Origin of the sequence: Streptomyces sp. NBC_01478 (assembly GCF_036227225.1) — a bacterium.
Taxonomy (GTDB): Bacteria; Actinomycetota; Actinomycetes; order Streptomycetales; family Streptomycetaceae; genus Streptomyces.
The window spans coordinates 2,120,471-2,144,437 of sequence record NZ_CP109444.1 but is presented as its reverse complement, the minus strand read 5'-3'; the positions used below and the strand labels follow the sequence as shown (position 1 = coordinate 2,144,437).

The window sequence follows — 23,967 nt, the reverse complement described above, 5'->3', positions numbered from 1 at the left end:
GTCCCGTGCGGCTGGATCGCTAGCCCTGTGCGGCGTCCCGCAGCCGCCCGAACTCCTCGGCCATCGTCGCCGCGGTCCAATGCGCGTTCAGGCCGCTCGGATTGGGCAGCACCCACACGCGCGTGTCCCCGAACGTCCGCTCCTGGGGCCCCACTTGGGCCCGGCGGTCGTCAAAGGCGGCCCGGTAGGCGGTGACGCCCAGCACCGCCAGCCACCGCGGCTTCCACCCCGCCAGCTTCTTCGCGAGGAGTTGGCCGCCCTCGCGGTACTCCTCCGCGCTCAGCTCGTCGGCACGGGCCGTGGCCCGCGCCACCACGTTCGTGATGCCGAGCCCGAACGACAGCAACTCGCCCTGCTCCGCGGGCTTCATGAGCCTCGGTGTGAAGCCGGACAGATGCAGCACGGGCCAGAAGCGGTTGCCGGGACGGGCGAAGTGGTGGCCGGTGGCCGCCGTCATCAGACCGGGGTTGATGCCGCAGAACAGCACGGCGAGGCCGTCCGCGACGACGTCCGGTACGAGACGGTCGCGGGCGGCCTCCAGCTCGGCCTGGGTGAAGCGGGTCAGAGGATCGCCCCCGGGGTGTAACCCGCGGCCTCCGGGTGCTGCTTGGCGAGTTCCTCGACGCGGGCGACGACGACGGCGACCTGGTCGGCCGCGGCACCCGTGAAGGACAGTTTGTCGGCCATCAGCGCGTCCAACTGGGCGCGGTCGAGCGGGATGCGCTCGTCGGCGGCGAGCTTGTCCAGCAGCTCGTTGCGCTCGGCGCCCTGCTCGCGCATCGCCAGCGCGGAGGCGACGGCGTTCTCCTTGATGGCCTCGTGCGCGACCTCGCGGCCGACACCCGCGCGGACCGCGGCCATCAGCACCTTGGTCGTCGCGAGGAACGGCAGATAGCGGTCCAACTCCCGCGCCACGACCGCCGGGAAGGCGCCGAACTCGTCGAGGACGGTCAGGAACGTCTCCAGCAGACCGTCGAGCGCGAAGAACGCGTCGGGGAGGGCCACCCGGCGCACCACCGAGCAGGAGACGTCGCCCTCGTTCCACTGGTCGCCCGCCAGCTCGCCGGTCATCGACGCGTAGCCGCGCAGGATGACCATGAGGCCGTTGACGCGCTCGCAGGAGCGGGTGTTCATCTTGTGCGGCATCGCGGAGGAACCGACCTGGCCCGGCTTGAAGCCCTCGGTGACCAGCTCGTGCCCGGCCATCAGCCGGATCGTCTTCGCGAGCGACGAGGGCGCCGCCGCGACCTGCACCAGCGCGGTCACGACCTCGTAGTCCAGCGAGCGCGGGTAGACCTGGCCGACCGAGGTGAACGCCTGCGAGAAACCGAGGTGGGAGGCGATCCGCTGCTCCAGCTCCGCGAGCTTCGCCGCGTCGCCGCCGAGCAGGTCCAGCATGTCCTGTGCGGTGCCCACCGGGCCCTTGATACCGCGCAGCGGGTAACGACCGAGCAGCTCTTCCACCCGACCGTAGGCGACGAGCAGCTCGTCGGCGGCGGTCGCGAAACGCTTGCCGAGGGTGGTGGCCTGCGCGGCCACGTTGTGCGAGCGGCCGGCCATGACCAGCTCGCCGTACTCACCGGCCAGCTTGCCGAGACGGGCCAGGACGGCCACCGTACGGTCGCGCATCAGCTCCAGCGAGAGCCGGATCTGCAACTGCTCGACGTTCTCCGTCAGGTCGCGGGACGTCATGCCCTTGTGCACCTGCTCGTGCCCGGCGAGGTCGTTGAACTCCTCGATCCGCGCCTTCACATCGTGCCGCGTGACCTTCTCGCGCTCGGCGATCGAGGCCAGGTCGACCTGGTCGAGCACCCGCTCGTAGTCCGCGATCGCCGCGTCCGGCACCTCGATCCCGAGGTCCTTCTGGGCGCGCAGCACAGCGAGCCAGAGTTGCCGCTCCAGCTTCACCTTCTGCTCGGGGGACCAGAGCGTGGCGAGCTCGGCGGAGGCGTAACGTCCGGCGAGGACGTTCGGGATGCGGGGCTTGGCGGGAGCGGAAGTCACGTGTACGGAGTTTACCCGGCGTCCTTGAGGGCTCCGGACCGTCCGTACAGTCCCGAGGGCGCAGGTCAAGGACTCTCCGGGTGCGCCGAACCTTCTCCGACCCGATTGGGTGAATACCTCCAGTAGCCAGAAACCGCACGCCCCCTCTGCGAGTCACACATCTCGCATTCGTCAGCGAGAACCTCAGGGGGACCCATGAACAACCAGCCGCCCTACCCGCCACAGCAGCCCTACGGCCAGCCCCCGTTCCCGCCGCAGCCCCCGAAGAAGCGCTCCGTCGGAAAGATCGTCGGCCTCGGCTGCCTCGGCATCGTCGGCCTGTTCGTCATCATCGCCGCGCTCGCCGCCGTCATCGGGGGCGGCGGCAGCGACAAAGACTCCGGCAAGAGCCCCGACAAGGCTGTCGCCGATACGAAGAAGAACGACACGAAGAAGGACGACACGAAGAAGGACACCACCGACGACAAAGTCGTCTTCAAGGTGTGGGGCACCGCCCCCGCCGGCGCCCTCGGCGGTCTCGACATCGGCTACGGCTCCGACTCGGACACACGCAAGGGCACGTTCCGGGACGGCAGGTTCGAAGCGACCCTGACCCTCGACAAGGACGCCCTCTACTACAACGTCCACGCACAGCTCCAGGGCTCCGGAGACATCAACTGCTCGGTCACAGCGGACGGCAAGACGAAGAAGGGCCACGCGTCCGGCGGCTACAACATCTGCACCGCGCAGTTGAGCAGCAACTTCACCGGGGGCTGGTCGTAGCCCGTTCCGCAGGCGCGGGGATCATGGAGTTCCACCTCCCCGCCACCCCTCCCCACCCTCCGCAATCTCGGCCAGCACCCCCGCATGGCACTCCAACGGCGCACACCAGCAAGCCAACGTCCGTCCGCGCAGCGATGGCACCAGGGCCAGCAGGTCAGGGCGCCCCAGCAGATACGCCCGGTACTTCGCCATCACCTCCGCGCGTGTGCCGTCCCGGCGGCGCGTGGGGGTGTCGTAGGCGAAGGGGTTGTAGAGCGGGTGGCGGGGGAGGTCCCAGCCGCCGAGGGTCCAGCGGCGGCCCACGTAGAGGAGATCCTTGGGGGCGCGCTCCAGGCGGGGGCCGAAGTCGTGGAGGTGGCCCCTGATGTTGATCACCTGGGTGGGCATGGGGAGTTACGCCGCCGGGTCCTCGTAGGGGAGGAGGTCCGGGCGTTTCGGGGAGCGGCCGTCGCCCGAGGAGCGGCCGGTGAGGCGGCGGGCGATCCAGGGGAGGAGGTACTGGCGGGTGAAGCGGGCGTCCTCCACGCGGCGGGCGGTCCAGTTCGGGGGCGGGGTCGGCGGCATCGGGGTGCGCCACTCCGGGTCCTCCGGCTCGTAGCCGAGGGTCTGCCACACGGCCTCGGCGACCCTGCGGTGGCCCTCATCCGTGAGGTGGAGGCGGTCGACGTCCCACGCGCGCGGGTCGCCGAGCGACGGGGCGCCGTACAGGTCGACGACGAGGGCGCCGTGGCGGGCGGCTACGTCGTCCACGCAGGCGAACAGTTCCTCCATGCGGGGGCGGAAGCGCTCCAGGACCGGGCCGTTGCGGCCGGGGCTGCGCATCAGGACCAGGTGCTTGCAGGCGGGGGTGAGGCGTTCGACGGCCTCCTCCAGCAGGGCGCGGACCCGGCCCATGTCGCACTTGGGGCGCAGGGTGTCGTTCAGGCCGCCGACCAGCGTGATCACATCGGGCTGCATGGCGGCGGCCGGGGCGACCTGCTCCTCGACGATCTGCGCGATCAGCTTGCCGCGTACGGCGAGGTTGGCGTACCGGAAGCCGGGCGTCCGGGCGGCCATCCGTCCGGCGAGGAGGTCGGCCCAGCCCCGGTAGGTGCCGTCCGGGAGAAGGTCCGACATGCCCTCGGTGAAGGAGTCGCCGATCGCGACCAGGCTGGTGTGCGTGGGATTCGTCTGCATGGCGACGGAGATGATATCCCGCGTCCGTACCCGTCGGTAGGTCGGCCTCCGCGGTCACACGGCCGGGCTCACGCCCGCTGCCCGAACAGCTCCCGCAGCACGTCCTCCATGGTCACGAGGCCGGTCAGCCGCCCCTCCTCGTCGAGCACCGCCGCCAGATGCGTACGGCTGCTGCGCATCGCGGTGAGGACGTCGTCCAGCGGTGTGCTCTCCTTCACGTTCGCGATCGACCGCATGTCCTCCACCTTGAACGGCTCGTCGCGCGGCGAGGCGTCCAGCGCGTCCTTGACGTGGAGGTAGCCGATGATCCGGCGCTCGTCGTCCACCACCGGGAAGCGGGAGAAGCCGGACTCGGCCGACAGCACCTCCAACTCGGCCGGGGTGATGCCCGCGACTACGTAGTCGACGCGTTCGAGGGGGAGTACGACGTCCCGCACGGGTCTGCTGCCCAGCTCCAGCGCGTCGTTCAGCCGCTCCAGGGCCCGTTCGTCGATCAGTCCCGCCTCGCCGGAGTCCCGGACGATCCGGGCGAGTTCGGCGTCCGAGAAGGATGCCGTGACCTCGTCCTTGACCTCGACGCGCAGCAGCTTGAGCAGCGTGTTGGCGAACGCGTTGATCGTGAAGATCACCGGGCGCAGCGCCCGTGACAACGTCACCAACGGCGGCCCCAGCAGCAGCGCGCTGCGCACCGGCTCCGCCAGGGCGATGTTCTTCGGCACCATCTCGCCGAGCAGCATGTGCAGATAGGTCGCCGCGGCCAGCGCGATCACGAAGGACACCGCGTGCCCCGCGCTCTCCGGCACACCGACCGCGTGGAACACCGGCTCCAGCAGATGCGCGATCGCCGGCTCGGCGACGATGCCGAGCACCAGGGTGCACAGCGTGATGCCGAGCTGGGCCGCGGCCATCAGCGCCGACACGTGCTGCAACCCCCACAGCACGCTCTTGGCCCGCCGGTCGCCCTGCTCGGCATGCGGCTCGACCTGACTGCGGCGCACCGAGATCAACGCGAACTCGGCTGCCACGAAGAAGGCGTTGACGACCAGCGTCGCCAACCCGATCAGCAGTTGTACGGCGGTCACAGCTCCCCCTTCGCGGAACCGGAATCGGAGCCAGAACCAGAACCAGAACCAGAACCAGAACCAGAACCAGAACCAGGACCGGAGCCGGAATCGGTGTCGTCGAGCGGAGCGTGCAGCAGCAGCCGCGCGGCCCTGCGCCCGGACGCGTCCACCACGTCGATCCGCCACCCGGCGACCTCGACGGTGTCCCCGACCTCCGGAATCCGCCCCAGCTCGGTGGCTACCAGACCCGCGAGCGTCTCGTACGGCCCCTCCGGCGCCCGCAGCCCGACGCGCGCGAGCTGGTCCATCCGGGCGGCGCCGTCCGCCGAGTACAGCGTGCGGCCGTCGTCGTCCGCCCCGGCCGGGGCCAGGTCGGGCGTCTCGTGCGGGTCGTGCTCGTCCCGTACCTCTCCCACGACCTCCTCGACGATGTCCTCCAGGGTCGCGACCCCAGCCGTACCGCCGTATTCGTCGATGACGACGGCCATCGTGCGTTTGCCCGACAGCCGGTCCAGGAGGCGGTCCACGGTCAGGGACTCCGGGACCAGGAGCGGTTCGCGCATGACCTCGGAGAGAGGGAAGCGGGGGCGCCGGTCCGCAGGCACCGCCAGGACGTCCTTGATGTGCACCGTGCCGACGACCTCGTCGAGGTTGCCGCGGTACACCGGGAACCGGGACAGCCCGGTCGCCCGCGTCGCGTTCGCCACGTCCTCGCAGGTCGCCTGGGCGTCGAGGGCGACGACCTGGACGCGGGGCGTCATCACGTTCTCCGCGGTGAGGTCGGCGAGGTTCAGCGTCCGCACGAACAGCTCGGCCGTGTCCGGCTCCAGGGCGCCCTCCCTGGCGGAGTGCCGGGCCAGCGCGGCCAGCTCCTGCGGCCCGCGCGCGGAGGCCAGCTCCTCGGCGGGCTCCAGACCGAAGGCCCGCACCACATGGTTGGCCGTGTTGTTCAGATGGCTGATGAAGGGGCGGAACGCGGCACTGAACCAGCGCTGCGCGTTCCCCACCCGCTTGGCCACCGCCAGCGGCGAGGAGATCGCCCAGTTCTTGGGCACCAGCTCGCCGACGACCATCAGGAACACCGTCGACAGCGCCGTACCCAGCACCAGCGCGACGGACTTCGACGCGGAGTGGGAGATGCCCAGCGATTCCAGCGGGCCCGCGATCAGCGCGGCGATCGACGGCTCTGAGAGCATGCCGACGACCAGATTGGTGACGGTGATGCCGAGCTGCGCCCCGGAGAGCTGGAAGGTCAGATTCCGTACGGCCTTCAGGGCACCGGCGGCACCCCGCTCGCCGCGCTCGACGGCCCGCTCCAGCTCGCTGCGCTCGACGGTGGTCAGCGAGAACTCGGCCGCGACGAAGGCACCACAGGCGAGCGAGAGCAGGATCGCCACCAGCAGCAGAAGCACTTCGGTCATCGGGTCACCTCCGTCCCATGATCGGGCAGGGGAGGGAGGTCCGCGCGATGTCGCGCGCTGGGACTGGGAGGCTCGCCCATGGGCGGACGCTCACACCTTTCGTCGAGATGTCGAAGTTCCGGGTCGTCCACCAATGGTAAAGGATGGGCAAAGCGATCAGGTGGTGAGGTGCTTCACCCAGCGCCGCCAGTGGTCCTCGGGTGCGTACCCCGCCGCGCGCCACGCATGCTGCCCGGTCTCGTTGCGCTCCAGCACCATCGCGTCCCCGCGCCGGCCGCCCAGCGCCACGAACCGCTCCTCGGCCGCCGTGAGCAGCGCCGAGCCGATGCCCCGGCGGCGGTGGTCCGGGTGCACGGCCAGCCGGTAGAGGTGGCAGCGCCAGCCGTCGAAGCCGGCGATCACGGACCCGACGAGCTGCCCGTCCCGCTCCGCGAGGATCAGTGCGTCCGGGTCCCGGTCGACGAGCCGGGCCACGCCGTCGCGGTCGTCGCTGATGCTCGTGCCCTCCGCGGCCTCGCGCCAGAACGCCAGCACGGCGTCGATGTCGGAAAGGGCCGCGCTACGGATATGAAGATCGCTCATGGCACGAGCCAAGCAGAGGACGGTCGGGCCCGGCGAGCGGGTTTCCGCGCAGTTCTTCGACGACCGGCGCGAACTCCCGGTAGCAGGCGACCCGTTGGCCGAACTCGGTGGAGTTGACCGGCGCCAGTTTGCCCTCCTTGTCGCCCGGCACCAGGCTCGCACCCGTGAACGCCGCGATGTCCGCGCGCTCGGCGGTCAGCCGCAGCACGCGGTCGCCGTTGCCGCTTCCAGAAGCCCGCGTTGAGCACGAACGTGCCCACCCGCGGCCGCTCGGTCGCCTCCGCGCCCAGTGCCGGGAACGGCGCGACCATGCCCAGATGGTCCGGGACCAGGATCACGTCGTAGCCGAGCTCCTCGACCCGGCGGCATCTCGCGCGCCACTCGGCGGCGGGCGCGGACGTGAGCGGACTGGCCCCGAAGCGCAACGGACGCGGCATGAACTCTCCTCGGCGGCAGGGGACTTCAGAACGACCGTCGTGATTCCTCACTCGTGCGCGATAGCCGCCAGCACGTTCATACGGGACGCGCGCAACGCGGGCAGCAGGGCCGCCACGATGCCGACCACCGCCGAGCCGATCACCACCGCCACGATCGTGGTCCACGGCACCGCGAGCGCCTTCATGCCCTGGAGCGCCAGGACCTGCTGTGCGCAGACCCCCCACACCAGGCCGAGACCGAGGCCCAGCACCGCGCCGAACACCGCGATCACCACCGACTCCAGCCGGATCATCCGCCGGAGTTGGCGCCGGCCGAGCCCGATCGCGCGCAGCAGACCGATCTCGCGGGTGCGCTCGACGACCGACAGGGCAAGGGTGTTGACCACGCCGAGCACCGCGATGACGATGGCCAGCCCGAGCAGCGCGTACACGAGATACAGCAGTACGGCGATCTGGTCGTGGACCAGCTTCTTGTAGTCGGCCTGGTCGCGGACCTGCACCTGCGGATAGGGCTTCAGCGTCGTGTCCAGCGCCTTGCGGAGCTGGTCGGCGCCGGTGCCGGAGGCGGCGTTCACGTACAGCGAGGAGTCCTGGCCGTTCGGGACGTACTTCTCGACCGTGGCGATCCCGAAGAAGAGCCCGCCCTGCGTCCCGAACCCGCCCGAGGTGCCCTGGTCGCTGAGCGCGCCCACCGTCAGCTGCGTGGTGCGTTTGCCCGGGAACTCGACGGGGAGCACGCTGCCGATCCGTACGCCGTGCTTCTTCGCGAAGTCGACGTCCATGGCGAGGTGCCCGGCGGCGAGTGCCGAAGTCGTGCTCCCCTGGGCGTACTTGATGTGGGCGACGGCGTCCAGCGGGGTGTCGTAACCGGCGGCCGTCGTCTCCACCCGCTTGCCGTCCGGCAGTTGGACCGCGAGGGGTGCGAACCGGGCCCGTACGACGAGACCGACGCCCTCGGTGGCGCGCACATGGTCCGTGACCTCCTTGGAGAACGGCAGGAAGTTGCCGTTCTGGATCACGAAGTCGGCGCCCAGGGTCTTGTCGATCTGCTGGTCGAAGGACTTGGACATCGACGCGCTCGCCACCGACATCCCGCCGACCAGGGCGAGCCCCACCATCAGGGCCGCCGCCGTGGCGCCCGTACGGCGCGGGTTGCGCAGCGCGTTGCGCTGGCTCATCCGGCCGACCGAGCCGAACAGGGCCGGGAAGGCGCCGCCCAGCACCCGGATCATCGGACGGACCAGCAGCGGGCCCGCGATCACGGTCGCGATCAGGGTGAGGACGATGCCGAGGCCCAGGAAGGAGGAGGACGAGGCCGTGCTCGTCGCGGCGGCGCAGCCCGCCAGCGCGGCGACACCGAGCGCCCCGACGACCGAACCCACGACCGCCCGCACCTTCAACGGCCGTCCCACGCCCGCGACTTCGGCGTCCGCGAGGGCCGCCATCGGGGAGACGGTCGCGGCCCGCCGGGCCGGCAGATACGCGGCGACGAAGGTGACCCCGACCCCAACCACGTACGCCGCCACGGGAGTTGGCCAACCAACCACCATCTCCGTGGTTTTGAGGTTCATGCCGAACGCGGTCATCAGCTTGATCAGCCCGGCCGCGAGCCCGATCCCCGCCGCCAGCCCCAGAGTCGAACCGACAAGACCCAGCAGCAGCGCCTCGGTGAGCACCGACCGCCGCACCTGCTTCCGGTCGGCGCCCAGGGCGCGCAACAGGCCCAGTTCGCGGGTGCGTTGGGCGATCAGCATCGAGAACGTGTTGACGATCAGGAACACACCGACGAGGACCGCGATACCGGCGAAGCCGAGCATCACGTACTTGATCACGTCGAGGAAGCCGCCCAGGTCGGCGGCGGCCGACTTCGCCTGCTCGTCGGCGGTCCTGATGTCGTACGTACCGGAGGAACCGATCGCGGCGGTCACCCGCTGCTTGAGTACGGCGTCGTCGACACCCTTCGCCGCGTCCACCGAGATGCTCGTGGCCCGGTCGGGCGCGCCCAGCAACTGGTCCTTCGCGGTGGCGGGGTCAAGGAAGACCAGTGCGGCGCCGGGGTTGGTGGTGGTGAAGGTGGCGATGCCGACGATCTCGACCTTGAAGCTGCCGGGCTGTGCCTGCACGGTCAGCGTGTCGCCGATCTTCACGTGCTTGTCGTCGGCGGTGTCCGCGTCCAGGAGTGCCTCGCTGGCGCCCTGCGGGGCGTGCCCCGAGGTCAGTTTCACCGGGCTGCGGTCGGTGAGGTACCAGTCGGTGGCGATGGTGGGGGCGCCCGTGGTCGGCCCGACGGACTTGTTCCTGCTGTCGACGACCACGATGTTCTCGACGGACACGTCGGCGTGGGTCGCGGCGACCCCGGCCACCTTCGCCACCTGCCCGGCGAGTGCGGCGGGCACGGTCTCGGTCGCGCCGGTGGGCACCGAGGACTTGAGGTCCTGCTTCGGCTCGACGGTCACATCGGCGGACGTGGAGGCGAAGAGCCGGTCGAAGGTGCGGGTCACCGTGTCGGAGAAGATCAGACTGCCGGCCACGAATGCCACCGACAGCACGACGGCCAGCGCCGAGAGCAGCAGCCGTCCCTTGTGCGCGAGGAAGCTCCGGAGGGTCGCCTTGAGCACGGGTTCAGTCCTTGTCGAGGGATACGTCGGTCCCGTCCGAGGAGGGGCCGTCGAAGGGGCTACGGGTGAGGTCGAACCGCTTCATCCGTTCCAGTACGGCCTCCGCCGTCGGCCGCTCCATCTCGTCCACGATCCGCCCGTCCCCGAGGAAGAGCACCAGGTCGGAGTGGGCGGCGGCGCCCGGGTCGTGGGTGACCATGACCACGGTCTGGCCGAGATCGTCGACGGCGCCGCGCAGGAAGCCGAGGACTTCGAGGCCCGCCCGTGAGTCGAGGTTGCCGGTCGGCTCGTCGGCGAAGATCAGCTCGGGGCGGGAGGCGAGCGCCCGCGCGCACGCCACGCGCTGCTGCTGGCCTCCGGAGAGCTGGGACGGCCGGTGCCCCAGCCGGTCCCGCAGCCCGAGCGCGTCGATGACCTGGTCCAGCCACTTCTGGTCCGGTTTCTGGCCGGCGATGTCCATCGGCAGCGTGATGTTCTCGGCCGCGTTCAGGGTCGGGATGAGGTTGAACGACTGGAACATGAACCCGATCCGGTCCCGGCGCAGCCGGGTCAGCTCGCGGTCCTTCAGCCCCGTGATCTCGGTGTCGCCGAGCCACACCTGCCCGGCCGAGACGGTGTCGAGTCCCGCCAGGCAGTGCATCAGCGTGGACTTTCCCGAGCCCGAAGGGCCCATGACCGCGGTGAAACGGCCGCGCGCGATGTCCACGTCCACCGAGTCCAGGGCGAGCACGGTCGTCTCGCCCGAGCCGTACGCCTTGGTCAGACCTTGGGCGCGGGCCGCGATCCGGTCGGCCGGGGCCTGACCCGGGGCGTGCTCCGCAGCGGATGTGGACAAGACAGCCCCCTGGGATTCCCTCACTGTGGACGTGCCGACTCTGTACTCCGGGCCGAGCCTAGTGTGACGCGCCGCACAGCCGATATCCCCCGTGCGGCCGAGGCGGTCTCCACCCCAGGTCGGGCCCCCGATACCGGTGTAAGGGGCACTCTCCACCCACGGGCTGAGCCCTTGCCGATGCTAGCGGTCCGGCGCTAGCGTCTAGGTATGGCGAAGACCCAGTTGAACGTGCGCGTGGACGAGGGCACCGCCCGCGCGGCCCGTGAGCGTGCCCTGGCCCGTGGGATGAGCGTCAACCGCTACATAGAAGAGCTGGTCAGACAGGACACCGGCGAGGTCGGCCACACGTTCGTCGAGGCCGCCGCCGACTTCATGAAGCAGTACGAGTCCGTCTTCGCCGACGAGTTCGGCACCGACGGGGAGCACTCCCGCGAAGGTCGCCGCTGATCCCTTGAACAACCTCAGGATCGACCTCGCCTGGCTGCTGATGCTCGCCGAACAGAAGACCCCCGGAGACCCCGCGGTCACCGACTGGGGCGCGCTCGTCGCCGCCGTCGCCCGCCACCAGGCCGACATATTCGACGTCCCGGTCTACGACAGCCCGCACGCCCGCGCCGCCGCCTTACTCCAACTCCTCATCCACGTCCCCGCGTTGGAGCGCTCCAACGCCCTCTTCGCCTCCGCCGTCGCGTACGCCTACCTCGTCGCCAGCGGCCTGAAGGTCGTCACCTCGCCCGAACAGGTCCGAGATCTGGCCCGGTTGGTGAAGAGCGGCGAGGCATCGGTCGACGACATCGCGCACGAGCTGCGCCAGTGGAGCCTGTGATCACGCGTCCGTGACCGGGCGCCAGGCCGTCCCCAGGACGCAGTAGGAGGTCGGCAGGGTCGGGCCCTTCTCCGGGATCGACACCCGCCGGTACGGCCCGAGTTCGAACCCCGCGTCGCGCAGCGCGGCGACCGGGTCGCGGGCCAGATGGCAGCCGCCGTTCAGCGGTGGCCACAACGTGCGGTCCAGGGCGCGCTGGGTGAACGCCATCGCCGGTCCGCCGCCCCGGCCGTGCTCGAAGAACCGCACGACGCCGCCGGGCCGCAGCACCCGCCGTACCTCCGCGAGCGCCCGCGGGACGTCGCGCACGCTGCACAGCACCAGCGAGAGGACGACCGCGTCGAAGGCCTCGCCTTTGACGGGCAGCTTCTCCGCCGCGCCCGGCACCACGTCGACAGGCACCTCGGAGCGGAGCGCGGCCTCCGCGGCCAACTGCCGTAGCGTCCGCTCCGGTTCGATCGCGACGACCTCCGAGACGGCGCCCGGATAGTGCGCGAAGTTCAGGCCGTTCCCGGCCCCGATCTCGATCACCCGCCCGGAGAGCCCGCCGAGCAGCCGGTCCCGCATCCCGGCGATACCGAGCCGCGACTCGGCGCTCACGCTGAAACGGGCGTAGTAACGGGCGAACAGCGGGTGGTGGACGGCGTCCCGCGGCACAGTGCCGGAGCCTGCGGACCGTAGCGGCATGGCGACCTCCCGGGCCGGACCGGGCCGAAACCGGTCCCTACCGTGATTGTCCCCCTTGCCGGCCTTGACCACCCCCGCTGCTGCCCCCGGCCGGGTCAGGAGATGAAGTCCCGGACCTGCTCGTAGACGCCGTAGTTGTTGTTCATGTCGGTGTGCGAGAGGCACCCGACGTCGACGTTGGTCGCGCCGCTCAGCTCGGCCGAGGTGTCCGGGTTGATCGCCTCGTCGCAGTCCGACCAGTAGGCCGCGTACGACACACTGCCGGGCGTCTCGTCACCGGAGTTGAGCGCGGTGAGGAAGGAACTCCCGGTCTGCATCTCCTTGCAGGACGTGTACAGCCAGCCGCACAGCGAGGCGATGGAGGTGCCGTGGTTGACCCCGGCGACGGACACGAAGTGGTCCACGTACGACGTACCGCTCAGGTTCTTCAGGAAGTAGCGGGAACTGAGCGTCCCCATGGAGTGACCGACGATGTCGACCTTCGACGCACCGGTCTGCGCGAGCACGCTCTTGACCTCGGTCGCCAGTTGCGAGGCGGTCGTCACGTTCGACTGCGTCCAGTCGTACGACCACGCGAACAGCTCGGACGAGGAGTAGCCGTCGGCCTCGAAGTCCGCGACCCAGTCGTCCCAGCCGCTCGCCGAACCGCTCAGGCCGTGCACGAAGACGATGGGATCGTGGCTCGCCGCATGAGCGGGCGTCGAGGCCAGGGAGAGTGACAGAAGGAGCGAGGTGGTCACGGCCGACAGGGCCGTGGCGATGCGACGCTTGTGGCGCTGCATGATGCCTCCTGATACGGGTGGGGTTGTCAGGAGTGTCAGCGGGGGTCTACGCGCGCCGCATCGGCGAAATCGCCGGTCTTTACGGGTGAATTAACTCGCCAGTAACGTCAGTTGTGTGCTGACTCCGGTGAACCCCACTTCTCTAGACCGCACTTCGCCACCGTCGCGCATCGACACAGGGCGAACCCTCGACCCCCGGCTCCCCGAAGGGGTCCGCATCCGGCTGCTCCGCGTTGTGTACGGCGATCCACGCGCCGCCGCCGAACTTCTCCCGCGCCTGACCCCACGCCAGGTCGCGGGCCTCGACCCCCTCCCGACCGAACCGGCGTCCCTGGCGCCGGAGTTGCTGAGCCGGCACCGCCGGGAGATCCGGTCCCTGCCCGACGACACACGGCTGCTCCTGCTGCTCGCCGCGGCCGACCAGTACCCCGTCCCCACCCACGCCTTCCTGCGCGCGGTCGCGGCGGCCCGGCTCGACACCCGGCCGCTGGAAGCCGCCGAGACGGCCGGAGTCGCCCATACGACGGCCGGCGGGGTCGTCTTCCGGGACGCGTGGACGAGGATCGCCGCGTACGAGACCGGGTCACCGGCGGACCGGCGTGACGTACACCGGTTGCTGGCACGGGTGTTGCGTGCCGAGGGCGAGACACCGCGGCGGTCCTGGCATCGGGGAGCGGGAGCGCTCGGCCCCAGCGTGCGGCTCACCGCGGAACTCCGTACGGCGGCGCGGAAGGCCCGGGACGCGGGTGAACACGCCCTCGCCTGCGCCCTGGTGGAACGCGCCGCCGCGCTCGCCGGCGACCCCCGCGAACAGTCCCGCCTCCTCAACCGCGCCGCCGGCGACGCCTGGCAGTCCGGCGAGGGCGACCGCGCCCGAAGACTCGCCGCCGCGACGGACAGCGACGCGTTGAACGGGGTGTTCGCGCTGCGGGCGGGAAACGCGGCGGAGGCGTTCGACGCGTTGCTGGTGGCGGTGGTGCGGGCGGGGACGGACGGGGCGAGGCGTGGGGGAGGGCCGGAGGCGACACGGGTGACAGAGGCGGCCTTGGCTGCGACGGGACGCACGGAGGTGGCGTCTGCGCAGGCGCCACGTTCGGCGCTGTCCGCGGCAGGGGCACGCGCGGACGCGCCGTCACCGGAGGCCGCCTGCGCGGACGCACCGTCCCCGGAGACCCCCTGCGTGGACGCGACGCCTAAGGGCGCGGCGAAGTCCGTCGGCTCTTCGGCTGCGGAGTCTGCGACGGCTGCGGCGTCTGCGATGCCCGGGACGGCCGCGGTGCCCGGGACGGCCGCGGTGCCCGGGACGGCCGGGATGCCCGGGACGTCTGCGACGGCCGGGATGCCTGCGACGGCCGGGGCGGCGGCGGTGTCCGCGACGCCGGGGACGGCCGCGGTGTCCGCGACGGCCGGGATGCCCGGGACGGCCGCGGTGCCCGGGATGCCCAGGACGCCTGCGACGGCCGGGACGGCCGCGGTGTCCGCGACGCCTGGGACGCCCGCAGCGCCCGCGACTACCTCGGCCCCCGCGACTACCTCGGCCCCCGCGACGGCCGCAGAGTCCGGGACTACCGCCCCGCCCCGAACGACCGTCGCAGCGCGGCCCGCCGCCGTGCCCCGGACTGCCGCCCCTGACAACGCGGTTCACCTTCTCGCCCGGGCCACCGAGGCCGCCGTCTACACCGGGGACCTGAGACGCTGCCGGGAGGCGGCGGCTGTCGCCTTCCGGGTCGGGATCGTGCCGCACGGGACGCTCGGGGGACTGGCCGCCGCCTTCGAGGGGCGGTACGAGGACGCGCGGGACCTGCTCAAGGCCGCCGCCGGGAGATGCGGCCCCGGCGGTGACCCCACCCTCCTCATCCACGCCGGGATCGCCGCGCTGATGCTCGGCGACCACACCCGCGCCACCACCGCCACCGTGCGGGCGGCGGCCTCGGCCCGGGCGCGTGGTGCGACCGTGGTCGTGTCGCAGGCGATGGAGTTCCGGGCGTACGCCGAGTTCTGGACCGGGCACGCGAGGGCCGCCGAGACGGCCACGGCGGACGCCCTGTGGCAGGCGCACGCCACCGGCCAGGACAACGGCGCCTGCCATCTGCAGGCCGCGCTCGCCATGTTCGCGGCGCTCACCGGAGACGGCGACGTCTGTCGCGAACGTGCCGCCGCCGCCCGCTCGTTCGCCCTCGGCCGGGGCCTGGGACTGCCGGCCGCCCTCGCCCAATGGGCGCTCGCCTACCTCGACCTCAGCAGTGGCCGCTTCGCCGCCGCCGCGGCCCGGCTGCGCGCGCTCGCCGGGTTCGGCCCGGGCCACGGCCACCGGGCGATACGACACCTCGCCACCCCGCACTACGTCGAGGCCGCCGCCCGCAGCGGCGACACCCGCATCGCCCGTGCCGCACACGCCGACTACGACCGCTGGGCACGTGCGGTCCGCAGCCCCGACGACCTTGCCCTGAGCGCCCGTTGCCGGGCCCTGCTCGCACCCGGCGCCGAAGCCGTCGAGCACTACCGCAGCGCCCTCGACCTGCACGCACGCGGCACCCGTGACTTCGAACGGGCCCGCACCGAGCTGCTGTTGGGCGGTACGCTGCGCCGGCTGCGCCGCCGTACCGAGGCCCGCGACCGCCTGCACACCTCGCTGGAGGCCTTCGAGTCCTTCGGCGCCCCGCACTGCGCCGCCCAGGCCCGAGCCGAACTCCGCGCCCTCGGCACACCCGTGGCCGCGACCGCCCTTCCCACACCTGCCGCCAGCCTGACGGCCCAGCAACTGATGGTCGCCCGCATGGCCGCCGACGGCGCCACCAACCGCGAGATCGCCGTCCGCCTCGCCCTCAGCCCACGCACGATCGACCACCATCTGCGCGGCGTCTTCAGCCGGTTGGGCATCCGGTCACGGATCGAACTGGTGAGGCTGCTGGCGGAAGGGGAGGCGTCTTAGAGCGCGCCGCACGCGAGGGGAGGCGGGGCGCGCCCGCCTGTCGAAGAGGCACGCCGCCCGCCAGAGCGCCGACAGTCCGCCGAAGCGGACGCCTCTAAGACACGCCGCCGTTCCGGGAAGGCGGTGCCTCCCGCCCCCGGAACACCTCCGCGTCCCACACCCCGTCAAGCCCCGGCGCCACCCAACTCGGCGCCGCCGCACGGAAGTCGGCAGGCGCAAGCGTGCCCGCCCCCTCCGGCAACGCCCCGAGCAGCGGTGCCCCCGCCACCTCCGGCAGGTCGGCCACATTGCAACGGGACGCCAGATCAGGGGTGGTGGGCCAACTGCCGATCACCACGCCCAGCAAGTCGAGGCTCTGGGAACGGAGTTCACGGGCCGTCAGTTCCGTCGTGTTCAGGGTGCCCAGGCCCGCCGACGCCACCACCAGGACCGGGGCGTTCAGCAGCCGCGCCGCGTCCGCCAGCGTGCCGCCCTCCTCGTCGAACCGTACGAGCAGCCCGCCCGCACCCTCGACCAGCACCAGGTCGTGCTCGGTGGCCAACTTCTGAGCGGCTTCGGCCACTTCGTGCGGACGGACCGGAGTCATGCCGGCCCTGCGTGCCGCCGTGCCGGGGGCCAACGGCTCGGGGTAACGGGCGAGTTCGGCCGTCGTCACGGCGCCCGCGAGCCTCGCGACCTCGTCGGCGTCACCGCGCTCGTCCGGCCGTAGACCCGTCTGGGCGGGCTTCAGGACGGCCACCGTGCGGCCGGCCGCGAGGGCCGCCGCGGCCACGGCGGCCGTGGTGATCGTCTTGCCGACCTCCGTGCCCGTGCCCGTGATCACCAGTACCGGCATGTCATCCCTCCCGCGCCGCCGCGCACACCGCGCGGGCGATCCGAGCCAGGTCGGCGTCGTTCGTGACGTACGGCGGCATCGTGTAGACGAGGTCGCGGAACGGCCGCAGCCACACGCCCTCGCGTACGGCCGCGTCCGTGGCGGCCTTCATGTCCACGTCGTGGTCGAGCTGCACCACGCCGATGGCGCCCAGGACGCGGACGTCCCGGACGCCGGGGATCTGTGACGCCGGGGCCAGGCCCTCCCGCAGGCCCGCCTCGATGCGCTTGACCTCCGCCAACCAGTCCTGGTTCAGGAGGAGTTCGAGCGAGGCGCAGGCCACGGCAGCCGCCAGCGGGTTGCCCATGAAGGTCGGGCCGTGGGCCAGGACCGGCACCTCGCCGCGTGAGATGCCGTCCGCCACGCGTGACGTGCACAGCGTCGCCGCCATCGTCATGTAGCCGCCGGTCAGCGCCTTGCCCACGCACATCACATCCGGGGTGACGGCCGCGTGCTCCGCCGCGAACATGGCCCCCGTACGACCGAAACCCGTCGCGATCTCGTCGAACACCAGCAGCACGTCATGCGCGTCGCACGCCTCGCGCAGCACCCGCAGATACGCGGGGGAGTGGAACCGCATCCCGCCCGCGCCCTGCACGACCGGCTCCACGATCACCGCGGCCAGCTCGTGCGCGTGCCGTTCGATCAGCTCGCGCAGATGGGTGGCGTACGACTCCTCGTTCGCGGCCGGAGGCGCGTCTGCGAACACCTGGCGCGGGAGCACTCCCGACCACAGTTCGTGCATCCCGCCCTCGGGGTCGCACACCGACATCGGCTGCCAGGTGTCGCCGTGGTAGCCGCCGCGCCAGGTCAGCAGGCGCTGCTTCGCGGGGCGGCCGAGCGAGCGCCAGTACTGGAGGCACATCTTCACCGCTACCTCGACCGACACCGAGCCTGAATCGGCGAGGAAGACGTGTTCCAGGCCGTCCGGAGACATGTCGACAAGGAGCTTCGCCAGTCGTACGGCGGGCTCGTGCGTGAGCCCGCCGAACATGACATGGCTCATCCGGCCGAGCTGCTCGTGCGCGGCCTCGTTGAGCACGGGGTGGTTGTAGCCGTGGATCGCCGACCACCAGGACGACATCCCGTCGACCAACTCGCCCCCGCCCCCCGCCAGTCGGAGCCGTACCCCGCTCGCCGACTCCACGACGAGCGGGTCGGCACGGCCGGGCATCGGACCGTACGGATGCCAGACGTGCCGCCGGTCCAGTTCCAGCAGCTCGGCGACGGGCAGGCGGCCGGTCGGGTCAGGCATTGGGCGCGAGATCCGTTCCGGCACCTCGGCGGCGTACGGAGACCAGGTCCCGACGCACCTCGTCGACCTGCGGCGCGGCGGCCGAGCCACAGACGCCGGCGCCCTCGTGGGACCCGCACCCGGCGCCCTCGTGCGATCCGCAGCCCGCATCGGCTTCCGCGTGGGATCCGCAGCCGCCCGCCGCCGCCCGGTGCTGCGGCAGCGTCACCTCGCCCGCGCCCTCCACCTCGAAGCCGGCGTCCGCGATCATCTCCAGGTCGGCCTGGCCGGCCTGGCCCTCGGACGTCAGGTAGTCGCCGAGGAAGATCGAGTTGGCGAGGTTCAGGGCGAGGGGCTGCATCGTGCGCAGGTGGACCTCACGGCCGCCCGCGATCCGCACCTCGACGTCCGGGCAGACGAACCGCACCATCGCGAGGATGCGCAGACACCGCTGCGGGGTGAGGTGCCACTCGGCGGCGAGCGGGGTGCCCTCCATCGGGATCAGGAAGTTCACCGGCACCGAGTCCGGGTCGAGGTCCCGGAGCGAGAAGACGACGTCGACCAGGTCCTCGTCGCTCTCGCCCATGCCGGCGATCAGGCCGGAGCAGGCGGACAGGCCGGCCGCGTGCGCCTTCTGCACGGTGTCGACGCGGTCGGCGTACGTGTGGGTGGTGGTGATGTCGCCGTACGTCGACTCGGACGTGTTGAGGTTGTGGTTGTAGGCGTCCGCGCCGGCCTCGCGCAGCCGGTCGGCCTGGCCGTCGGAGAGCAGGCCGAGGCAGGCGCACACCTCGACGCCCTCGTTCTGGTCCTTGATCGCCTTGATGGTGCCCGCGACCCGGTCCACGTCCCGGTCGGTCGGACCCCGGCCGGAGGCGACCAGGCAGACGCGCTTGGCGCCTCCCGCCACTCCGGCCGCCGCCGCCTTGGAGGCAGCGTCGGGTTTCAGCCACGTGTACTTCAGGATCTCGGCCTTGGAGCCGAGCCGCTGCGAGCAGTACGAGCAGTCCTCGGGGCACAGGCCGGACTTCAGGTTGACGAGATAGTTGAGCTTCACCCGTCGGCCGAACCAGTGCCGGCGCACCTTTCCGGCCGCGGCCACGACATCCAGCAGGTCGTCGTCCGAGGTGGCGAGGACGGCGAGTGCTTCCGCGCGGGTCGGCAGCTCGCGCCGAAGCCCCTTGTCCACGAGCGTGTTCAGCAGGTCCATGAGGCCCGATCCTGTCCTACGGGACCGCCCGCGGCCAAGGAGAGAATGCACAAGACATGGGGCTGGCGGTGTGGGTATCACCACACCATGGGCGGCCGGTCGTCCGATTAGTGTCTGTGCACTGCCTACAAAAGCCCCGGAGGAACCATGGCGTTCGGCTGGATCGACGAGCAGGCGGAGCAGCGCCGCCGCGCCGGGCTGGTACGGACCCTGCGACCGCGTCCCGCCGACTCGCCGCTCCTCGATCTGGCGAGCAACGACTACCTGGGGCTCGCCCACCATCCCGAGGTCGTCGAGGGGGCCGCGGCGGCGGCGCGGACCTGGGGCGGCGGGTCCACCGGCTCGCGGCTCGTCACCGGTACGACCGAGCTGCACGCCCAACTGGAGCGCGAGCTGGCCGAGTTCACCGGGTTCGAGGCGGCCCTCGTCTTCTCCTCCGGCTACGCGGCCAACCTCGCCGCGGTCACCACGCTCGCGCCGCACGGCTCACTGATCGTCTCCGACGCCGGCAACCACGCCTCGCTCATCGACGGCTGCCGGCTGGCCCGGGGCGCCACCCAGGTCGTAGGGCACGCGGATCCGGACGGCGTGCGCAAGGCGCTGCGGACGCACGACGGGCAGGCCGTGGTCGTGTCCGACTCGGTGTTCTCCGTGGACGGGGACGCGGCTCCGGTCGCCGCGCTCGCCGGGGCGTGCCGGGAGTTCGGGGCGGGGCTGCTGCTCGACGACGCGCACGGGCTCGGGGTGCTGGGCGAGGGCGGGCGCGGGGCGCCGTACGCGGCGGGGCTCGCGGGGGCCGAGGACGTCGTCGTGACGGTGACTCTGTCGAAGTCGCTGGGGAGTCAGGGCGGTGCCGTGCTCGGGCCGGCCCGGGTGATCGACCATCTGGTCAACGCGGCGCGGACGTTCATCTTCGACACGGGGCTGGCACCCGCGGCGGCAGGCGCGGCCCTGGCGGCGCTCACCCTGCTGCGGCGCGAGCCCGAGCGGGCCGCACGGGCCCGCGCCGTGGCGGGTGACCTGCACGCGCGGTTCACCGCCGCGGGTCTGGAAGCGGTACGTCCGGACGCCGCCGTGGTGTCGGTGCGTGCGCCGTCCCCGGAGGCGGCCGTGCAATGGGCGGCCGACTGCCGTACGGCAGGGCTGGCCGTGGGCTGCTTCCGTCCTCCTTCCGTGCCCGACGGCATCTCACGGCTCAGGCTGACCGCCCGAGCGGACCTCTCCGGGGCCGAGATCGAACGCGCTGTACGTGTGATCGGCGAGACGCGACCATGAGTCGGCGTGACACGGTCGTGTGCCGCTGACGGGGGAACCGATCAGTGGAACGCGCTGAGGAAGCCCGTCCAGCTCTCGGGGGAGAAGAGCAGGGCGGGTCCTTGCGGGTCCTTCGAGTCGCGTACGGCGAGCAGCCCCACGCGGGGGCCGGAGCGCGGACGAGCCGCCTCGACGCAGTTGTTCGCTCCCGTGCTGTAGCTGCTGCGCAGCCACCGCACACCGGACAGATCAGTACTGGAAGGTACGTTCCGAGGCAGTGCAGACATGGTGCCTCCTTACGCGCCGTCACCTATCCCGGCGATGTAATCCAACGAATCCTCGGGCGAAAGGGCGTGGTACTGAAGGGTGCTGAAGGCCTCGCTGTAGGCCTCTAGGTCTTCTTTCCGTTCGAGGTAGAGGCTACTCGTCAAATGGTCTAGAACAACCACGTCCAGATCAGAAGTGCTCGGAAAGGAGAAGATAACGAAAGGCCCGGTGATGCCGATGTGTGCTCCTGCGGCGAACGGCAGTACCTGAAGCCTTACTTGAGGCAGATGGGCCGCTTCCACGAGCCGGTCCAGTTGACGCGCCATCACCCCCGGCCCGCCGACCTCGCGCCTTACCACCGCCTCGTCGAGGACCACGCTCAGGGCCAGCGGCGGATCCGCGCGCAGCACGTCCTGCCGGGCCAGCCGCACCTGCACCAGCGCGTCGAGCCGGTCGGGGCCGTCGTTGTCGAGGCCGCCCACCGCGGCGCGGGTCACCGCCCGGGCGTACTCGGGTGTCTGCAACAGGCCGGGGACCACCGAGGTCTCCAGGGTGCGGATCGTGCTGGCCTGTGACTCCAGGCTGATGAAGTCCCGGTAGGCGGGCGGCAGTACACCGCGATAGGCGTGCCACCAGTGGTGCCGGCCGCCGCCGTCGTCGGAGCCGGCCAACACGAGCAGCATGTCCCGAAGTTGTGGGTCGCCGACCTGGTAGGCGTCCAGGAGTAACCGGACGTCGGGCGGTTTCACGCCACTCGCGCCCGTCTCGATGCGGCTCACCTTCGACTGGTGCCAGCCGACCAGCCGGGCCGCCTCACCGCTGGTGAGCCCCGCCTCCGCACGCAACGTGCGGAGTTCGGCGCCCAGTTTCCGGCGGCGCACCGCGGGACCGTACTGCATGGGTTTCTCCTTACTCCTTCCGAGCCGCCCAAATACGGTCTGGGGTCGCAGAGTTCACCGCTTCGAGCGACAGATATATGCATATCTTGGTGGATCGCCACCGTTACCGACGCGGTAATGGCAGTCTGGCGAAGAAGCACCAGTCCGGGACCGTACTCGAACCATCCGCTCCGTGTCGGACACCGGTCCCGCGGGAAAGGGACGACCGCGCCATGGCAGACCATCTGGAAGCATCCGTCACTCTGCCGAGCGATCCCGCCTCGGTCTCCGCCGCCCGCACCTATGTGGTCACAACCCTGGTGGAATGGGGACTCGCGGCGGACACGGAGGTCGCCGACACCATCCGCCTGATCGTCTCCGAACTCGCCACCAACGCCGTACAGCACACCTTCGGTCAGTCACCCACCTTCACGGTGGACATCGAGCTGGAGCGTGACGAACACCTGCGCATCGGGGTCACCGACAGCCATCCCCGCTTCCCGAAACGCCTGCCGGCCGCCGTCCAGCAGGACAACGGCCGGGGCATGGTGATCATCCGCTGGCTGACCGCGGAGTGCGGCGGCAAACTCAAGGTCCGGCCCACCCTGGAGGGCGGCAAGACGGTCTCAGTCGAGGTGCCCTGGACGGTACCGGCCCGGCCGGTGACCGCGGGGGGCCAGCAGGAGCCGTAGCCGTAGCGATGTGGTCCGCACGTCCCTGTTCCGGACGTCCCTGTTCCGGACGTCCGCGGACACCCGAGGGGGTGGCGGCCCGTCAGTTGGCCGCCACCCCCTCGGGAGATTCGGACAGGCCTAGCTGACCCGGCCGTACCAGACGCTCTTGGTCCAGATCTTCTGCAACCGCACCACGTCCCCGGTCTTCGGGGCGTGCCAGATCTTTCCCTTCCCGGCATAGATGCCGACGTGGTAGACGCTGGAGCCCGAGTGGAAGAACACGAGATCCCCGGCCTTGCGGCTCTTGGCCGAGATGTGGTGGGTCTTGTTGTACTGCTGGGCCGCCGTACGGGGCAGTTTCTTGCCCGCCTTCTTGTACGAGTACAGCGTGAGCCCGGAGCAGTCGAAGCGGCCCGGTCCGGTGGCCCCGTACCTGTACGGGGCGCCCTTCTTGGACGCCGCGACCTGGAGTGCCTTCGTCGCGGGTGTCGCGGCCGCGGCGTCGGATGCGACGCCCGGTATCACGACGGAGCCGCCCACGGCGGCGATGGCGAAGGCCGAGGCCGTACCGGCCCGGACCATCAGCGACGGGACACGATTGAGCGCAGTCATGCGCAACCCTTCGTCAGCCGCCTGTGAAGGATGACCTGTCGGATTCGGGCTGGCGAAGTTGCCCGGCCGCTGACGCGGCTTCACCCCAAGGGCTGCTGGACCCGGTCATGGCGTGACCGTCCCGGCGACCCGTCGTGCTTGGGTCCTCCACTCCTGCCGATGCAATCCTGTCGACCTGTCATCCGGGCGGCGGCAGGACTCGGCGTCCGCCCGGATCGCCCCGCCGCTGCGGCGGGGTCTTGTCGTCAGACAGGGATCTTCACCTATGAATGTCCGAAAAGCCCAACGGAATCGGGGATTTGTGGGGTTACTCACCACTCACCCGTTCGGCTGAACGCATCGGTGTTCGAGGGCGTGCCGAGGTGGGTGTGACGCTCGGACCAGCACCGGAACACCTCATCCGGCCCTCGGGTCACGCGTGTTGCGTGACCCGGACGGCCGTACCGACGGAGCGGCGACTACGTCGATCGGGGGTACGCCGTTCGGCCCGTTTCGCCCCCGCTCCGGACGGCAGTGCGTCCCTCAACTGTCGGAGGATGCGGGGAGGGTGACGCGAGCCGTGCGGCGCTCCCCGTCCAGCACGCGCAGTGCCCGCGCGAGCGTGGGGGCGTGCAGCTCGGTCTCGCCCCGCTGGTGCATCAGCGCCAGCGCGTCCCGCAGTTCGGTCGCCTTGGCCACCAGCGCCTGAGCGGCCCTCAGTCCGCGGTACGTGTCCCCGTGGTGCGCCGGGTTGATACGGCCCAGCAGGTCGGCCACGTCCAGGTAACGGTCGATCAACTCGCCCTCGGCGCGCGTCAGTGCGGGCAGCGGCGGCAGTTCCGGCGGCAGCATCGGCGGC

Annotated in this window: 24 protein-coding genes, 1 pseudogene and 1 riboswitch; of the genes and pseudogenes, 6 read left to right on the top strand and 19 right to left on the bottom strand. The window is 71.3% G+C overall.

Annotated elements, in window-relative coordinates; translation table 11 throughout:
- Positions 1-19: 19 nt before the first annotated feature.
- Together mug and purB are read right to left on the bottom strand one after the other, a co-directional pair.
- Positions 20-565 (bottom strand): G/U mismatch-specific DNA glycosylase, encoded by a 546-nt coding sequence (gene mug / locus OG223_RS09665; RefSeq protein ID WP_329265218.1) that lies wholly within the window; start codon positions 563-565, stop codon positions 20-22.
- The gene (gene purB, locus OG223_RS09660) at positions 562-2,004 is read right to left on the bottom strand and encodes an adenylosuccinate lyase (RefSeq protein ID WP_329245229.1); all 1,443 of its coding nucleotides are present in this window, start codon (positions 2,002-2,004) and stop codon (positions 562-564) included. The genes mug and purB overlap by 4 nt, the downstream gene beginning before the upstream one ends.
- Before the next feature lie 195 nt (positions 2,005-2,199).
- On the opposite strand from purB, the gene OG223_RS09655 reads away from it, so the two are divergent.
- The gene (locus OG223_RS09655) at positions 2,200-2,766 is read left to right on the top strand and encodes a hypothetical protein (RefSeq protein WP_329245226.1); all 567 of its coding nucleotides are present in this window, start codon (positions 2,200-2,202) and stop codon (positions 2,764-2,766) included.
- A 21-nt stretch (positions 2,767-2,787) separates the two neighbouring features.
- Here the strand turns inward: OG223_RS09655 and OG223_RS09650 are convergent, their stop codons facing one another.
- From OG223_RS09650 to OG223_RS09615, 8 genes and pseudogenes are all read right to left on the bottom strand, one after another.
- Positions 2,788-3,153, bottom strand: coding sequence for a DUF4326 domain-containing protein (locus OG223_RS09650; protein WP_329245223.1), 366 nt, complete (start codon positions 3,151-3,153; stop codon positions 2,788-2,790).
- Positions 3,154-3,159: 6 nt separating this feature from the next.
- Entirely contained in the window at positions 3,160-3,942 is a 783-nt protein-coding gene (locus OG223_RS09645) for an SGNH/GDSL hydrolase family protein (protein WP_329245220.1), read from the bottom strand.
- Between the two features lie 68 nt (positions 3,943-4,010).
- Positions 4,011-5,024 (bottom strand): hemolysin family protein, encoded by a 1,014-nt coding sequence (locus OG223_RS09640; protein ID WP_329245217.1) that lies wholly within the window; start codon positions 5,022-5,024, stop codon positions 4,011-4,013.
- Positions 5,021-6,427: a hemolysin family protein gene (locus tag OG223_RS09635; protein ID WP_329245214.1), complete on the bottom strand. Its 1,407-nt coding sequence runs from the start codon at positions 6,425-6,427 to the stop codon at positions 5,021-5,023. Before OG223_RS09635 ends, OG223_RS09640 begins: the two co-directional genes overlap by 4 nt.
- A gap of 156 nt (positions 6,428-6,583) precedes the next feature.
- Positions 6,584-7,009: a GNAT family N-acetyltransferase gene (locus OG223_RS09630; protein WP_329245212.1), complete on the bottom strand. Its 426-nt coding sequence runs from the start codon at positions 7,007-7,009 to the stop codon at positions 6,584-6,586.
- 67 nt (positions 7,010-7,076) lie between these two features.
- Positions 7,077-7,446: pseudogene (locus tag OG223_RS09625) on the bottom strand (LLM class F420-dependent oxidoreductase); the annotation flags it as partial.
- 47 nt (positions 7,447-7,493) lie between these two features.
- Entirely contained in the window at positions 7,494-10,064 is a 2,571-nt protein-coding gene (locus OG223_RS09620) for an ABC transporter permease (protein WP_329245209.1), read from the bottom strand.
- 4 nt (positions 10,065-10,068) lie between these two features.
- The gene (locus OG223_RS09615) at positions 10,069-10,899 is read right to left on the bottom strand and encodes an ABC transporter ATP-binding protein (RefSeq protein ID WP_329245206.1); all 831 of its coding nucleotides are present in this window, start codon (positions 10,897-10,899) and stop codon (positions 10,069-10,071) included.
- Between the two features lie 207 nt (positions 10,900-11,106).
- Between OG223_RS09615 and OG223_RS09610 the strand changes: the two genes are divergently transcribed.
- A complete protein-coding gene (locus OG223_RS09610) occupies positions 11,107-11,346 on the top strand; it encodes a toxin-antitoxin system HicB family antitoxin (protein ID WP_329245204.1) in 240 nt (79 codons plus the stop codon).
- 4 nt (positions 11,347-11,350) lie between these two features.
- Entirely contained in the window at positions 11,351-11,725 is a 375-nt protein-coding gene (locus OG223_RS09605) for a fic family toxin-antitoxin system, toxin component (protein WP_200679099.1), read from the top strand.
- Here the strand turns inward: OG223_RS09605 and OG223_RS09600 are convergent, their stop codons facing one another.
- Positions 11,726-12,412: a class I SAM-dependent methyltransferase gene (locus OG223_RS09600; RefSeq protein ID WP_329245198.1), complete on the bottom strand. Its 687-nt coding sequence runs from the start codon at positions 12,410-12,412 to the stop codon at positions 11,726-11,728. It lies immediately after the preceding gene.
- A 95-nt stretch (positions 12,413-12,507) separates the two neighbouring features.
- A complete protein-coding gene (locus OG223_RS09595) occupies positions 12,508-13,194 on the bottom strand; it encodes an esterase/lipase family protein (protein ID WP_329245195.1) in 687 nt (228 codons plus the stop codon).
- A gap of 115 nt (positions 13,195-13,309) precedes the next feature.
- Between OG223_RS09595 and OG223_RS09590 the strand changes: the two genes are divergently transcribed.
- A complete protein-coding gene (locus tag OG223_RS09590) occupies positions 13,310-16,126 on the top strand; it encodes a helix-turn-helix transcriptional regulator (RefSeq protein WP_329245192.1) in 2,817 nt (938 codons plus the stop codon).
- 94 nt (positions 16,127-16,220) lie between these two features.
- Here OG223_RS09590 and bioD read toward each other — a convergent pair whose 3' ends face one another.
- Genes bioD through bioB form a run of 3 tightly spaced genes read right to left on the bottom strand, consistent with a single transcriptional unit; the run spans position 16,221 to position 19,444 of the window.
- Positions 16,221-16,961 (bottom strand): dethiobiotin synthase, encoded by a 741-nt coding sequence (gene bioD, locus OG223_RS09585; RefSeq protein ID WP_329245189.1) that lies wholly within the window; start codon positions 16,959-16,961, stop codon positions 16,221-16,223.
- A 1-nt stretch (position 16,962) separates the two neighbouring features.
- Positions 16,963-18,255, bottom strand: coding sequence for an adenosylmethionine--8-amino-7-oxononanoate transaminase (locus OG223_RS09580; RefSeq protein ID WP_329245186.1), 1,293 nt, complete (start codon positions 18,253-18,255; stop codon positions 16,963-16,965).
- Entirely contained in the window at positions 18,248-19,444 is a 1,197-nt protein-coding gene (gene bioB / locus OG223_RS09575; protein ID WP_329245184.1) for a biotin synthase BioB, read from the bottom strand. Before bioB ends, OG223_RS09580 begins: the two co-directional genes overlap by 8 nt.
- Positions 19,445-19,591: 147 nt before the next feature.
- Between bioB and OG223_RS09570 the strand changes: the two genes are divergently transcribed.
- The gene (locus OG223_RS09570; RefSeq protein ID WP_329245183.1) at positions 19,592-20,719 is read left to right on the top strand and encodes an 8-amino-7-oxononanoate synthase; all 1,128 of its coding nucleotides are present in this window, start codon (positions 19,592-19,594) and stop codon (positions 20,717-20,719) included.
- A 41-nt stretch (positions 20,720-20,760) separates the two neighbouring features.
- Here the strand turns inward: OG223_RS09570 and OG223_RS09565 are convergent, their stop codons facing one another.
- Positions 20,761-20,985 (bottom strand): DUF397 domain-containing protein, encoded by a 225-nt coding sequence (locus OG223_RS09565; protein WP_329245181.1) that lies wholly within the window; start codon positions 20,983-20,985, stop codon positions 20,761-20,763.
- A gap of 9 nt (positions 20,986-20,994) precedes the next feature.
- On the bottom strand, positions 20,995-21,864 hold the full coding sequence (locus OG223_RS09560) for a helix-turn-helix domain-containing protein (protein WP_329245179.1): 870 nt from the start codon (positions 21,862-21,864) through the stop codon (positions 20,995-20,997).
- A gap of 212 nt (positions 21,865-22,076) precedes the next feature.
- On the opposite strand from OG223_RS09560, the gene OG223_RS09555 reads away from it, so the two are divergent.
- Complete coding sequence (locus OG223_RS09555; RefSeq protein WP_329245176.1) at positions 22,077-22,535, top strand: ATP-binding protein; 459 nt, start codon at positions 22,077-22,079, stop codon at positions 22,533-22,535.
- A 120-nt stretch (positions 22,536-22,655) separates the two neighbouring features.
- Here the strand turns inward: OG223_RS09555 and OG223_RS09550 are convergent, their stop codons facing one another.
- Positions 22,656-23,129, bottom strand: coding sequence for a C40 family peptidase (locus tag OG223_RS09550; protein ID WP_033278230.1), 474 nt, complete (start codon positions 23,127-23,129; stop codon positions 22,656-22,658).
- A gap of 3 nt (positions 23,130-23,132) precedes the next feature.
- Positions 23,133-23,312: riboswitch (cyclic di-AMP (ydaO/yuaA leader) on the bottom strand.
- A gap of 339 nt (positions 23,313-23,651) precedes the next feature.
- Positions 23,652-23,960 carry a hypothetical protein gene (locus OG223_RS09545; protein ID WP_329245174.1) on the bottom strand — a complete coding sequence of 103 codons (309 nt, stop codon included), beginning with the start codon at positions 23,958-23,960 and terminating at the stop codon, positions 23,652-23,654.
- Positions 23,961-23,967: the final 7 nt, after the last annotated feature.

Excerpts from the sequence above, each read along its gene's own strand:
- OG223_RS09655 (WP_329245226.1), top strand. The coding sequence starts at position 2,200 with ATGAACAACCAGCCGCCCTACCCGCCACAGCAGCCCTACGGCCAGCCC.
- OG223_RS09650 (WP_329245223.1), bottom strand. The coding sequence starts at position 3,153 with ATGCCCACCCAGGTGATCAACATCAGGGGCCACCTCCACGACTTCGGC.
- OG223_RS09645 (WP_329245220.1), bottom strand. The coding sequence starts at position 3,942 with ATGCAGACGAATCCCACGCACACCAGCCTGGTCGCGATCGGCGACTCC.
- OG223_RS09635 (WP_329245214.1), bottom strand. The coding sequence starts at position 6,427 with ATGACCGAAGTGCTTCTGCTGCTGGTGGCGATCCTGCTCTCGCTCGCC.
- OG223_RS09630 (WP_329245212.1), bottom strand. The coding sequence starts at position 7,009 with ATGAGCGATCTTCATATCCGTAGCGCGGCCCTTTCCGACATCGACGCC.
- OG223_RS09610 (WP_329245204.1), top strand. The coding sequence starts at position 11,107 with ATGGCGAAGACCCAGTTGAACGTGCGCGTGGACGAGGGCACCGCCCGC.
- OG223_RS09600 (WP_329245198.1), bottom strand. The coding sequence starts at position 12,412 with ATGCCGCTACGGTCCGCAGGCTCCGGCACTGTGCCGCGGGACGCCGTC.
- OG223_RS09595 (WP_329245195.1), bottom strand. The coding sequence starts at position 13,194 with ATGCAGCGCCACAAGCGTCGCATCGCCACGGCCCTGTCGGCCGTGACC.
- bioD (WP_329245189.1), bottom strand. The coding sequence starts at position 16,961 with ATGCCGGTACTGGTGATCACGGGCACGGGCACGGAGGTCGGCAAGACG.
- OG223_RS09580 (WP_329245186.1), bottom strand. The coding sequence starts at position 18,255 with ATGCCTGACCCGACCGGCCGCCTGCCCGTCGCCGAGCTGCTGGAACTG.
- bioB (WP_329245184.1), bottom strand. The coding sequence starts at position 19,444 with ATGGACCTGCTGAACACGCTCGTGGACAAGGGGCTTCGGCGCGAGCTG.
- OG223_RS09570 (WP_329245183.1), top strand. The coding sequence starts at position 19,592 with ATGGCGTTCGGCTGGATCGACGAGCAGGCGGAGCAGCGCCGCCGCGCC.
- OG223_RS09565 (WP_329245181.1), bottom strand. The coding sequence starts at position 20,985 with ATGTCTGCACTGCCTCGGAACGTACCTTCCAGTACTGATCTGTCCGGT.
- OG223_RS09560 (WP_329245179.1), bottom strand. The coding sequence starts at position 21,864 with ATGCAGTACGGTCCCGCGGTGCGCCGCCGGAAACTGGGCGCCGAACTC.
- OG223_RS09555 (WP_329245176.1), top strand. The coding sequence starts at position 22,077 with ATGGCAGACCATCTGGAAGCATCCGTCACTCTGCCGAGCGATCCCGCC.
- OG223_RS09550 (WP_033278230.1), bottom strand. The coding sequence starts at position 23,129 with ATGACTGCGCTCAATCGTGTCCCGTCGCTGATGGTCCGGGCCGGTACG.
- OG223_RS09545 (WP_329245174.1), bottom strand. The coding sequence starts at position 23,960 with ATGCTGCCGCCGGAACTGCCGCCGCTGCCCGCACTGACGCGCGCCGAG.